This window comes from Achromobacter sp. Marseille-Q0513, assembly GCF_018195695.1.
Taxonomy (GTDB): domain Bacteria; phylum Pseudomonadota; class Gammaproteobacteria; order Burkholderiales; family Burkholderiaceae_B; genus Achromobacter.
Genome location: NZ_JAGTJY010000185.1, coordinates 1 through 11,942, shown reverse-complemented (window position 1 = coordinate 11,942; position 11,942 = coordinate 1). Strand labels below are relative to the sequence as shown.

Genomic DNA, 11,942 nt, shown 5'->3' with positions numbered 1-11,942 from the left:
TATATCGGCGCCTGCACCGGCGCCAAGCGGGACGCCCTGCGCGCAGCCGCCGCCGTGCTGCGCGGCCGCCGCGTGGCGGCGGGCGTCAAGCTGATGGTGGCGCCCGCCAGCCTGCGCGACCAGAACGATGCCGAGCGCGAGGGCGTGCTGCAGACGCTGCTGGAGGCGGGCGCGCAGCTGCTGCCCACGTCCTGCGGCGCCTGTGCCGGCTATGGCGGCTCGATTCCCGACGGCGCCACGGTCATCTCGACCACGGCGCGCAATTTCAAGGGGCGCATGGGCTCGGAGACCGCCCAGGTCTACCTGGCCTCGCCCTATAGCGTGGCCGCCGCGGCGGCCGCGGGCCGCATCATCGATCCCAGGGAGGTGCTGCAATGAACCAGCATGGCCGCGTATGGCGGGTGGGCGCAGACATCGACACCGATGCGCTCGCCCCGGGCGCCTACATGAAGTTCGGCATCGACGAGATCGCGCGCCATTGCCTGCAGCGTGTGCGGCCGGACTTCGCCGCCGGCGTGCGGCCCGGCGACGTGCTGGTGGCCGGACCCAACTTCGGCATCGGTTCCTCGCGCGAACAGGCCGCCGCCGCCCTGGTCCGGCTGGGCGTGGCGGCGGTGGTGGCGCCGTCCTACAACGGCCTGTACTTCCGCAACGCCTTCAACGTCGGCCTGCTGCTGCTGACCTGCCCGCATGCCGCCCGGCTGGCCGAAGGCGAACGCATCAGCCTGGACCCGGACGCCGGCCGCATCCATCGCCAGGACGGCGAGGCGCTGGCCTGCGAGCCGCTGCCGGACTTCCTGCTGGACATGGTGCGGGCGGGCGGCCTGCTCAATCAACTGAAGGCGCTGCAAAAGGGGGCCCGGCCGCAAGCCGGGCAGGCTCCGGGCAATGCCAACGAATCCTGACGAACCGGAACTGCCATCATGCTAGACCCCGTCACCCTGGCCGTGCTCAACGGCCGGCTGGAACAGATCGCCGACGAAATGGACGCGACCCTGTACCGCAGCGCCTTCAATCCCATCATCGCCGAGGCGCACGACGCCTGCCACGGCCTGTACGACGCCGCCAGCGGCGCCACGCTGGTGCAGGGCAAGTCCGGCCTGCCGGTGTTCGTGGGTGCCATGTCCTTCGCGGTCCAGGCCGCCGCCCGCGCCGCCCAGGCGCGTGGCGGCATGCGGGACGGCGACGTCTGGATCCTGAACGATCCCTACGACGGCGGCACCCACGCCAACGACTTCAAGCTGGTGCGCCCGGTGTTCCGGGGCGGCGAGCTGTATTGCTACCTGGCCTCGGCCGCGCACTGGCATGACGTGGGCGGCGCGGTGCCCGGCAACTACAACCCGGCCGCCACCGAGTGCTGGCAGGAGGCGGTGCAGATCCCGCCGGTGCGCATGGTGCGCGGCGGCGTGCTGGACGAGGACGTGCTGGCCATCCTGAAGGCCAATTCGCGCCTGCCCGACAGCCTGTGGGGCGACCTGAACGGCCAGCTGGCCGCATTGGAGCTGGGCGCGGGCAGGCTCGACGACCTGTTGCAGGAGTACGGCGACGACACCGTGCGGGCCGCGCTGGACACGCTGCGCCAGCGCGCCCGGCGCCTGATGCTGGCCCACGTGGCCAGCCTGCCGGACGGCGAGTACCGCTACCGCGACACGCTGGACAACGACGGCGTCAAGGACGCCGAGCTGACCATCGCCCTGCGGCTGCGCGTGAGCGGTGAACGGCTGGAACTGGATTTCTCCGAGACCTCGCCGGCCTGCGCCGGCCCGGTCAATATCTCGCGCGCCACCGCCGTGGCCGCCTGCTACGTGGCGCTCAAGCACGTATTTCCGGACGTGCCGGCCAATGCCGGCGTGCTGGACGCGGTGACGGTGACGCTGCCCGATGGCCTGTTGATCTCGGCGGAACGGCCGCGCCCGGTGGGCGGCTATACCGAGACCATCCTGCGCATGATCGACGTGATCTTCTGCGCCGTGGCCCAGGCCGCGCCCGAGCGCGCGCCGGCCCAGGCATACGGCACCATCAACGCGCTGTCCATCGCCGGCTACCGCAGCGACGCGGCGCGCAAGGGGCAGCGCTGGGTCATGTTCAGCTTCTTCGGCGGCGGCCATGGCGGCCATAGCGCGGGCGACGGCCTGAGCCACGGCAACGCGCCGATCTCCACGGCGACGATTCCGCCGCTGGAGATCCTGGAGGCGGCCTATCCGGTGCGCTTCACGCAATGGGCGCTGCGGCCCGACTCGGCCGGCGACGGCAGGCATCGCGGCGGCCTGGGCGCCATCTACGAAATCGAATTGCTGGAAGACTGCGCCGAGGCCTTCATCTTCGGCGAGCGAGGCCGCAGCAGCCCCAAGGGCGTGGCTGGCGGCGAGCCGGCGGCATCGAACGTGTTCCGCTATCAGCAGGACGGGCAGTGGCAGGCGCCGCCCATGACCTCCAAGATGCTGGGCATCGCGCTCAAGCGCGGCGAACGGGTGCGGCTGGAAACGCCGGGCGGCGGCGGCTACGGGCCGCCGGAGCAGCGCAGCGAGGCGGCGCGCCGGCGCGACCGCGACATGGGCTATGTGAGCGGCGCGGACGCCGCGCGGGAAAAGGGAAGGGCATGACGATGGCGACGACGCAACAATCCCTGGTGGTGGGCGTGGACGTGGGCGGCACGTTCACGGACCTGTTCGTGCTCGATGAGCATACCGGCGAGGCGCGCGTGATCAAGGTGCCGTCCACGCGCGGCGAGGAAGCGCGCGGCTTCATGAACGGTATCGGCCGCGCGGCCGAGGGCGCGGGCGCCATCGCCACCATCGTGCACGGCACCACGGTCGGCACCAATGCGCTGCTGGAACGCAAGGTGGCGCGCACCGGCATCATCACCACGGCGGGCTTTCGCGACGTGCTGGAGATGCGCCGGCGCGACCGGCCGCAGACCTGGGGCCTGCGCGGCGGCTACGAGCCCGTGGTGCCGCGCGACCTGCGGCTGGAGGTCGACGAGCGCGTGCTGGCCGACGGCGCGATCCATACCGAGGTCAACCTGGACCAGGTCGAGGCGGCGGCGCGCGAGCTGCTGGCGCGCGGCTGCGAGGCGGTCTGCGTGTTCTTCGTCAATGCCTATGCCAATCCGGCCAACGAGGCCCGCGCCGTGGCGCGGGTGCGCGAGATCTGGCCCAACGGCCACGTCACCGCCGCGACCGAGGTGCTGCCCGAGATCCGCGAGTTCGAGCGCTGCTCGACGGCCACGCTCAACGCCGCCCTGCAGCCGGTGGTGGGCAGCTACCTGACCCGGCTGCAACAAGACCTGCGCGGCCACGGCTTCGCGGGCGAGCTGCTGGTGGTGCAGAGCAACGGCGGCGTGATGTCGCGCGAAACCGCCTGCGACGTGCCGGTGCGCACGGCGCTGTCCGGCCCGGCGGCGGGCGTTATCGCCTGCGCCGCCATCGCGCGCGCAGCCGGCCTGCCGGACGTGGTCACGGGCGACATGGGCGGCACGTCCTTCGACGTGTCGCTGGTGGCTGGCGGCGAGGTCTCGCTGGCGGCGCCGACCGCGATCGAGTTCGGCATGGTGGTGCGCGCGCCGATGATACAGATCGAGACCATCGGCGCGGGCGGCGGCTCGATCGCCAGCGTGGATGCCGGCGGCCTGCTGCAGGTCGGTCCGGAATCGGCCGGCAGCAACCCGGGGCCGGCCTGCTACGGCCGGGGCAACACGCGGCCCACGGTCACCGACGCCAATGTGCTGCTGGGCCGCATCGCGGCCGACCGGCCGCTGGGCGGCGGGCTGCTGGCGCGGATGGACGGCGAACGCGCGCGCGCGGCCATCGACGAGCACGTGGGCCGGCCGCTGGGCCTGGACCCGCAGGCGGCGGCCGAGGCCATCCTGACGGTGGCCAACGCCAAGATGGCCGGCGCGATCCGCGTGGTGTCCATCGAGCGCGGCCACGATCCGCGCAAGTTCGCCTACATGCCCTTCGGCGGCGGCGGCGCGCTGCACGTCTGCGCGCTGATGCGCGAGGTCGGCTGCCTGCAGGGCATCGTGCCGCGCTTTCCGGGCGTGACCTCGGCGCTGGGCTGCGTCATGGCCGATATGCGCCACGACAGCGTGCAGACGCTGAACACCACGCTGGCGGACCTGGACGAGGCCGACCTGACGCGCCGCGTCGAGGCCCTGGCCGACAGCTGCCAGCAGCGGCTGGACTCGGCCGGCGTGGCCTTCGAGGGCGTGCGCGAGCGCATCGAGCTGGACATGCTGTACGCCGGCCAGAGCCATACGGTGAACGTGCCGGTCGAGCGCCAGGCGCTGACGCGCGCGGGCATCGCCGCCGCCTTCGAGACCGCTTATCGGCGCGCCTACGGCCGCAGCCTGGACGGCATGCCGGTGCGCGTGCTGAACCTGCGCTATGCGCGCATCGGCATGCGGCCCAAGTTCGACCTGGCGGTGCTGGCGCCGGTCGGCGGCGCGATGCCCGCGCCGCTGGGTGCGCAGGCCGTCTATCACGCCGGGCAATGGTGGGACGCGGCACGCTACGAGCGACTGGCGCTGCCCGTCGACGCGGAAGTGGCCGGCCCGGCCATCCTGGAACAGCCCGACACCACGATCTGGATCGAGCCCGGCTTCATCGGCCGCGTCGACCGCTTGGGCAATCTGCTGATCCGCCGCCAGCCATGACGCATCCACACGATGCCCGGCGCCCCTGCGGGGACAGCATCTTCCATCCCGGAACGGTCCGGCGATGAAACAGGAGCACACCATGTCCGACGCCCGATCCACCGCCTTGATCGTCATCGACCTGCAGAACGACTTCCTCGCGCCCGGCGGCGCCTATGATCGAGGCGGCGCGGTCTCGGCCGAGGCGCGCGCGCTGCCGCCCCGCGTGGCGCCGGTGGCGCGCGCCCTGAAGGCCGCCGGCGGCTTCGTCGCCGCCAGCCAGTTCACGCTGTGGCCCGACGCGGCCGGCGAGCCGATGATCTCGCCGCATCTGCGCCGGCTGCGGCCGTTCCTGGGGCGCGGCGATTTCGCCGCCGGCGGCCCGGGTCATGCCTGTGTGGCCGAGCTGGACGGCCTGGTCGACGTGGCCGTCTGGAAGGTCGCCTATTCGGCCTTCTTCAATACACAGCTGGACTGGGTGCTGCGGCGCGCCGGCATCGAGCGCGTGGCCATCTGCGGCATCGTGACCAACGGCGGCGTGGCCAGCACGGCGCGCGACGCCCATATGCGCGACTACCACGTCACCGTGCTGGCCGACGGCTGCGCCGCGCCGACGCCGGCGCTGCACGATGCCGCGCTGGCCGACCTGCGCAGCGTGGCGGAGCTGCGCGCCTGCGAGGACTTCATCGCGGGGCCCGCCTGATGAGCGAGCCCGACGCGCAGGCCGCGCCGGAGCTGTCGCTGTCCGTGCTCATCATCGGCGGCGGCGCCTGCGGCCTGACCGCCGCCATCCGGCTGGCGCGGGCGGGCGTGGAATGCGTGGTGATCGAGCGCGACGCCGTGCCGGGCGGGTCCACCGCGCTGTCGTCGGGCTTCATCCCGGCGGCCGGCTCGCGCGTGCAGCGCGCCGCCGGCGTGGCGGACAGCGTGGAGGACTTCGCCGCCGACATCCAGGCCAAGACCGGCGGGGCCGCCGCCGCGCATCTGGCGCAAGCCTATGCCCGGGCCGCGCCGGCCGCCATCGACGCGCTGGAACAGGCCGGGCTGTGCTTCGAGCTGCTGGACGGCTTCCTGTATCCCGGCCATCGCGCCCGTCGCATGCACACACTGCGCCAGCGCTCGGGCCAGGCGCTGATGGCCGCGCTGGGACAGGCGGCGGCGGACGCGGGCGCGCTGGTGCTGACGCGCACGCTGGCGCGCGAGCTGCGGCACGACGGGCTGGGCCGTATCACGGCCGTGGCCTGCGAACGGCCGGACGGGACGCGCGAGCATATCGGCTGCGACGCGCTGATCCTGGCCTGCAACGGCTTCGGCGGCAATGCCGCCATGGTGCGCGAGCATTTGCCGGCCATGGCGGACGCGGTCTATGGCGGCCACGCGGGCAACGACGGCAGCGCGGTGCGCTGGGGACGGGAGCTGGGCGCGGGCCTGGCCGACATGGGCGCTTACCAGGGGCACGGCTCCTGGGCCACGCCGCAGGGCGCGCTGGTGTCCTGGGCCGTGATCATGGATGGCGGCGTGCAGGTCAATCGTCTGGGCCGGCGCTTTCATGACGAGACCCAGGGCTATTCGGAAGCGGCGGTGCGCGTGCTGGCGCAACCGGACGGCGTGGCCTGGAACGTGTTCGACGACCAGGCGCTGGCGCTGGTGCGGGACTTTCCCGATTTCCAGGCGGCGCGCGAGGCGGGCGCGCTGCGCACGGCCGACGACGTGCCGGCGCTGGCCGCGCTGATCGGCTGCGATGCGCGGGCGCTGGCCGACACGCTGCGGTCGGTGGCAAGGGATGCGCCGGACGTCCATGGGCGCCGTTTCATGCGCGCCTTGTCCGCGCCGTATCACGCGGTCAAGGTCACCGGCGCGCTGTTCCATACCCAGGGCGGGCTGGACATCGACGCGCGCTGCCGCGTGCGGCGGGCGGACGGCGGCCTGTTTCCGAACCTGCTGGCGGCGGGCGGCGCGGCGCGCGGCGTGTCGGGCAACGACGTGGCGGGCTATCTGTCGGGCAACGGCCTGCTCAGCGCCATCGCGGGCGGCCATATCGCCGCCGCGACGGCCGCCGAGATCGCGGGCATGGCGCTGGCGGATGAGCCGTCTCGGTAGCGCCGCGCGGCCACAGGCATGCGCATGACTTTCATACAGGCATCCACGTTCATGGAGGCATCCAGGCATGAACACCTTGAGTAAACAGCTGGCCCAGGGCCCGGTCCTCGCGCCGGGCGTGTACGACGCCTTGTCGGCGCTGGCCGCCGAGCAGGCGGGTTTCCAGGCCCTGTACCTGTCCGGCGCGTCCATCGCCTATACGCGGCTGGGCCGTTCCGATGTGGGCCTGACCACGTACAGCGAGGTCGAGGACGCGCTGGCGCGCATCGCCGAGCGGGTCCGGGCGCGCATCATCGTCGACGCCGACACCGGTTTCGGCAATGCCCTGAACGTACAGCGCACGGTGCGCGGGCTGGAGCGGGCCGGCGCGGCCATGATCCAGCTGGAGGACCAGACCTTTCCCAAGCGCTGCGGCCACCTGGACGGCAAGTCCGTGGTGCCGGCCGCCGAGATGTGCGGCAAGCTGCGCGCCGCCGTGGACGCGCGCCAGTCGCGCGAGACCCTGATCCTGGCGCGCACCGACGCGCTGGCCTCGGAAGGGCTGGACGCCGCGCTGGAGCGGGCCGAGCGCTATCTGGAGGCGGGCGCGGACGCCTTGTTCATCGAGGCCCTGCGCAGCGGCGAACAGATGCGGGCGGCCTGCGGGCGCTTCGCCGGCCGCGCGCCGCTGCTGGCCAACATGGTCGAGGGCGGCAAGACGCCGGTGCAAAGCGCCCAGGAACTGGCAGCGCTGGGATTCGGCATCGTCATCTTTCCGGGCGGCACGGCGCGCGCCGTGGCCCACACGCTGGCGGGCTACTACGGCAGCCTGCGCCAGCATGGCACCACGGCCCCCTGGCGCGACCGCATGCTGGACTTCGACGGCCTGAACGCGATGATCGGCACGCCGGAACTGCTGGCGGCGGGCAAGCGCTACGAGGCTTGAGCGGCTGCGCGCGCGCGCCGGTGCCGGGCCGGCCGCGCTCAGGATGGCGCGGCGCAAAGGCGGGCCGGGCGTCTGGTTTAGAATCCCCAGGTTTCCCTGTCCGCCCGCATCGTCGCGCGCGGTTTGACGGCCATGCGCGCAGACACCAGCAACTACCGCGATCTCTTCCTCGACAACGTGCCCATGATGGACGCCCGCGCGCCCGTCGAGTTCGCCAAGGGCGCGTTTCCCGGCGTGGCGAACCTGCCGCTGATGACGGACGAAGAGCGCGAGCTGGTGGGCATCTGCTACAAGCAGCGCGGCCAGCAGGCCGCCATCGAGCTGGGGCACCGCCTGGTCGGCGGCGCCGTCAAGGCAGCCCGCCTCGACGCCTGGGCCGCGTTCGCGCAGGCGCATCCGGACGGCTATCTGTATTGTTTCCGGGGCGGCCTGCGCTCGCAGATCGTGCAGCAATGGCTGCGCGACGAGGCCGGCATCGCCTATCCGCGCGTGACCGGCGGCTACAAGGCCATGCGCGGCTTCCTGCTGGACACGCTGGACCGCGCCATCGCCGAATGCGGCTTCCTGGTGCTGGGCGGCATGACCGGCACCGGCAAGACCGAGGTGCTGCACCGGCTGGACGACGCGCTGGACCTGGAAGGGCACGCCAATCATCGCGGCTCCAGCTTCGGCAAGCGCGTGAGCGGCCAGCCCACGCAGATCAATTTCGACAATGCGCTGGCGATCGACATCCTGAGAAAGCGCGCCGCCGGCCACGCGCGCTTCGTGGTCGAGGACGAGGGCCAGGCCGTGGGCAGCTGCAGCCTGCCGCCCGCGCTGTACCAGGGCATGCAGCGCCATGGCCTGGTGTGGCTGGAGGACAGCCTGGAGAACCGCAAGCAGCGCATCCTGCGCGACTACGTGATCGACCTGAGCGCCGACTTCGCGGCGGCCCACGGCCCCGAGCAGGGCCAGGCCCTGTTCGCGCAACGGCTGCGCCAGAGCCTGGACAACATCGCCAGGCGGCTGGGCGGCGAGCGCCACAAGCGTCTCGCGGCCATCATGGACGAGGCGCTGCGCGGCCAGGCGCTGGGCCTGGGCGTGGCGGGACACCTGGGCTGGATCGAGGGCCTGCTGTCGGAATACTACGATCCCATGTATGCCTATCAGCGCCAGCAGAAGGCCTCGCGCATCGTGTTCGCGGGTGACCAGGAGGCGGTGACGGCGTACCTGCGTCGGCAAGACCGGGCAGGGCAGGGCTGAACGCCTGGGCGCTTGCGGGCCTTGACGCGAAATCTCAAAAAAGAGAATAATTCCTATTTATACTGCATGCATCCGACTCTGGACGGGAGCAAGACATGCAGGATTCGATCGTGGACAAGTCACCGTCGGCGGCCGCCCCGGCCTTGGATGGGCGGGAGCGCCTGTCGAACGTCAGCGAAACCTTGCGCATCCCGCTGGCGGCGCGCGCACTGGGCGATACGTTGTTTCCCGAGCTGGCGGTGCAAGACGCGCACGCGGGCCGCATGCTGCTGCGCATGGGCGACGACGGCGCGGGCTGGCTGCGGGACCGCCACAGCGTGTACGGCATCCTGGCGCGCACGCGGCGTTTCCGCGAGCTGGCGGGCGCCTTCCTGGCGCGCGTGCCGGACGGGCTGGTGGTGAACCTGGGCTGCGGACTGAGCGACTATTTCCAGTGGCTGGACAACGGGCGGGCGCGCATGATCGATGCCGACCTGCCGCCGGTGCTGGCGCTGCGCCGTGAACTGCTGCCGCCCGCGACCGAGCGCCATGCGCTGCGTGAACTGGACCTGGCCGATCCGCAATGGTGGCCCGCGCTGGGCCTGCCGCTGGACGGCGCCGGCGCGCCGGTGTTCCTGATGGCCGAGGGCGTGGCCATGTACCTGAAGCCCGAGCAGATGCAGGCGCTGCTGCGCTTGTTCGGCCAGCACGCGCCGGCCGGCTCGGAGCTGGCCTTCGACGCCATGTGCTGGCTGGTGGCCGGGCGCGCGAAGCTGCACACATCCGTCAAGCACACGGGCGCCCAATTCCATTGGGGGCCGCGCAAACAGGCCCAGCTCGCGGCGGCGCATCCGCGCCTGCGGCTGATCGCCGCGCACCGGGTGATGGAAGGCTATGGCCTGCCGTATTCGGCGCTGGGGCCGCTGTTCCGCGCGCTGGCCGGCGTGCCGCTGTATGCGCTGTACCAGTTGGGCGCGGGCTGAACCGTAGCAGGATGCGGGCCGCCTGGCGCGACCGGCGCCGGGGTGCCGGACCGTGTCCTCAATCTCCCTCGGACGCCGCCGCGCGCGCCGGCGCGCGCCGCAGACGGCCGCGCAGCCGCTCCAGCGCCAGATACACGATGGGCGTGGTGTACAGCGTCAGGAACTGGCTGATCATCAGCCCGCCGACGATGGCGATGCCCAGCGGACGGCGCAGCTCCGAGCCTTCGCCCATGTCCAGCACCAGCGGCAGCGCGCCCAGCAGCCCGGCCAGGTTGGTCATGACGATGGGGCGCAGGCGCAGCATGGCGGCGCGGTGGATGGCCTGCTCGGGCGCCAGCCCCTGGCGACGCTGCAGGCCGATGGCGAAATCGATCATCAGGATGGCGTTCTTCATCACCACGCCGACCAGCAGGAACAGGCCCAGCAGCGCGATCAGGCTGAATTCCAGCCCCGCCAGGCGCAGCGCCAGCAGCGCGCCCACGCCGGCCGAGGGCAGGGTGGACAGGATGGTCAGCGGATGCAGCGGGCTTTCGTACAGGATGCCCAGCACCAGATAGATCGCGACCAGCACGGCCAGGATCAGCCAGGGCTGGTCCTGCAGGCTTTTCTGGAAGCTGCGCGCATCGCCGCCCAGCCGCACCTGGATGTGCGATGGCACCATCAGCTGCGCCATGGCGGCGTCGATGGCCGCCAGCCCCTGTTCCAGCGATACGCCCGGCGCCAGCGAGAAGCCGATGCCCACGGCGGCGAACAGCCCGTCGTGGAAGACGCGGTCGTTGACCAGCCCATGGCGGTAGCTGGCGAAGGCCGTCAGCGGCACCCGCGCGCCGTCGGCGGCGACCACGTGCACCTGCTCCAGCACGTCCGGATCCTCGGTGTAGCGCGGATCCAGCTCCAGCACCACGCGGTACTGGTTCATCGGGTCGTACAGCGTGGCGACCTGGCGTTGGCTGAAGGAGTTGCTGAGCACGCTGCTGACCGTGTCCATGTCCACGCCCAGGCGGCGGGCGGCGGCGCGGTCGATGTCGATCACCACCTGCTGGGTGGCGGCGTCGCCGACGGCGTCCACGTCGCGCAGCTCGGGCACCTCGCGCAGCGCGCGCGAGATGGCGCGCGACCACTCACGCAGCGCCGGCACGTCGCTGGCCATGATGGCCAGTTCGTGGTCGCCCGAATTGCCGAAGCCGCCGGGCATGCGCAGGTCCTGGTCCACGTTCAGGAAGAACATGCCGCCCGGCACGGGCGGCGCGTTGGCGCGCAGCCAGTCGATGACCTGGCTGGACGATTCCTTGCGCTCGGCGGCGGGCTTGAGCCGGATCAGGAACAGTGAATTGCTGATGCCCAGGCTGCCGCCGTTGTAGCCGATGACATCCCGCACCGCCGGATGGCGCAGCACCAGCTGGCGGTATTGATCGATCTTGGGCTGCATCACCTGGAACGAAAAGCCGTCGTCGCCGCGCACGAATCCCATCAGCTGGCCGGTGTCCTGCACCGGCAGGAAACCCTTGGGCGACTGGGCGTACAGGTAGACGTTCAAGCCGATCACGGCGGCCAGCAGCAACAGCGTGGCGCGGGCATGGCCCAGCACGCGCCAGAGGCTGCGGCCATAGGCGTCATGCAGGCGCGTGAACAGTCGCCGGACGGCGGCCAGCCCGGGCTTGTGGTTGTCTGGCGGCTTGGGCGCGGGCGGCCTGAGCCAGCGCGCGCACAGGCCGGGAATGATGGCGACCGACACCAGCAGCGAGATCAGCGTGGCCGCGACCAGCGTGATCGAGAACTCGCGGAACAGCCGCTCGACCAGCCCGCCCATGAAGAGGATCGACACGAACACCACCGACAGCGCCAGCGTCATGGCGGCCAGCGTGAAACTGACCTCGCGCAGGCCGCGCAGCGCGGCGCGCCGCGGCGACAGGCCGCGCTCCAGGTGGCGCGAGATGTTCTCCAGCACCACGATGGCGTCGTCGACCACCAGCCCGGCGGCCACGATCAGCGCCATCAGCGACAGGTTGTTCAGCGAGAAGCCCCACAGGTACATGACGGCGAAGGTGGCCACCAGGCTGACCGGGATGGCCACGCTGGG

General features: G+C 71.8%; 10 protein-coding genes. 9 read left to right on the top strand and 1 reads right to left on the bottom strand.

What is annotated here, in order from left to right; all coding sequences use genetic code 11:
- From KDH83_RS25735 to KDH83_RS25695, 9 genes are all read left to right on the top strand, one after another.
- Positions 1-378, top strand: a 378-nt coding sequence (locus KDH83_RS25735; protein WP_249205357.1) for an aconitase family protein, incomplete at its 5' end; no start/stop codon positions are given.
- Positions 375-905, top strand: a complete 531-nt coding sequence (locus KDH83_RS25730; RefSeq protein ID WP_212320851.1) for a 3-isopropylmalate dehydratase — start codon at positions 375-377, stop codon at positions 903-905. The genes KDH83_RS25735 and KDH83_RS25730, both read left to right, overlap by 4 nt.
- Before the next feature lie 18 nt (positions 906-923).
- Entirely contained in the window at positions 924-2,603 is a 1,680-nt protein-coding gene (locus KDH83_RS25725) for a hydantoinase B/oxoprolinase family protein (protein ID WP_212320849.1), read from the top strand.
- Positions 2,604-2,605: 2 nt separating this feature from the next.
- Positions 2,606-4,654 (top strand): hydantoinase/oxoprolinase family protein, encoded by a 2,049-nt coding sequence (locus KDH83_RS25720; protein ID WP_212320853.1) that lies wholly within the window; start codon positions 2,606-2,608, stop codon positions 4,652-4,654.
- Between the two features lie 82 nt (positions 4,655-4,736).
- Positions 4,737-5,336, top strand: a complete 600-nt coding sequence (locus tag KDH83_RS25715) for a cysteine hydrolase (RefSeq protein ID WP_212320847.1) — start codon at positions 4,737-4,739, stop codon at positions 5,334-5,336.
- Positions 5,336-6,733, top strand: a complete 1,398-nt coding sequence (locus tag KDH83_RS25710) for an FAD-dependent oxidoreductase (RefSeq protein WP_212320845.1) — start codon at positions 5,336-5,338, stop codon at positions 6,731-6,733. Before KDH83_RS25715 ends, KDH83_RS25710 begins: the two co-directional genes overlap by 1 nt.
- 67 nt (positions 6,734-6,800) lie before the next feature.
- Positions 6,801-7,658 carry an oxaloacetate decarboxylase gene (locus KDH83_RS25705; protein WP_212320843.1) on the top strand — a complete coding sequence of 286 codons (858 nt, stop codon included), beginning with the start codon at positions 6,801-6,803 and terminating at the stop codon, positions 7,656-7,658.
- A 132-nt stretch (positions 7,659-7,790) separates the two neighbouring features.
- Entirely contained in the window at positions 7,791-8,900 is a 1,110-nt protein-coding gene (gene mnmH, locus KDH83_RS25700; protein WP_212320841.1) for a tRNA 2-selenouridine(34) synthase MnmH, read from the top strand.
- A gap of 95 nt (positions 8,901-8,995) precedes the next feature.
- Positions 8,996-9,862 (top strand): class I SAM-dependent methyltransferase, encoded by an 867-nt coding sequence (locus tag KDH83_RS25695; protein WP_212320839.1) that lies wholly within the window; start codon positions 8,996-8,998, stop codon positions 9,860-9,862.
- 58 nt (positions 9,863-9,920) lie between these two features.
- Here the strand turns inward: KDH83_RS25695 and KDH83_RS25690 are convergent.
- On the bottom strand, positions 9,921-11,942 hold a 2,022-nt coding region (locus KDH83_RS25690; protein WP_212320837.1), incomplete at its 5' end, for an efflux RND transporter permease subunit.

Bases quoted from the DNA above. Each gene is read 5' to 3' on its own strand.
- KDH83_RS25730 (WP_212320851.1), top strand. From the start codon at position 375: ATGAACCAGCATGGCCGCGTATGGCGGGTGGGCGCAGACATCGACACC.
- KDH83_RS25725 (WP_212320849.1), top strand. From the start codon at position 924: ATGCTAGACCCCGTCACCCTGGCCGTGCTCAACGGCCGGCTGGAACAG.
- KDH83_RS25720 (WP_212320853.1), top strand. From the start codon at position 2,606: ATGGCGACGACGCAACAATCCCTGGTGGTGGGCGTGGACGTGGGCGGC.
- KDH83_RS25715 (WP_212320847.1), top strand. From the start codon at position 4,737: ATGTCCGACGCCCGATCCACCGCCTTGATCGTCATCGACCTGCAGAAC.
- KDH83_RS25710 (WP_212320845.1), top strand. From the start codon at position 5,336: ATGAGCGAGCCCGACGCGCAGGCCGCGCCGGAGCTGTCGCTGTCCGTG.
- KDH83_RS25705 (WP_212320843.1), top strand. From the start codon at position 6,801: ATGAACACCTTGAGTAAACAGCTGGCCCAGGGCCCGGTCCTCGCGCCG.
- mnmH (WP_212320841.1), top strand. From the start codon at position 7,791: ATGCGCGCAGACACCAGCAACTACCGCGATCTCTTCCTCGACAACGTG.
- KDH83_RS25695 (WP_212320839.1), top strand. From the start codon at position 8,996: ATGCAGGATTCGATCGTGGACAAGTCACCGTCGGCGGCCGCCCCGGCC.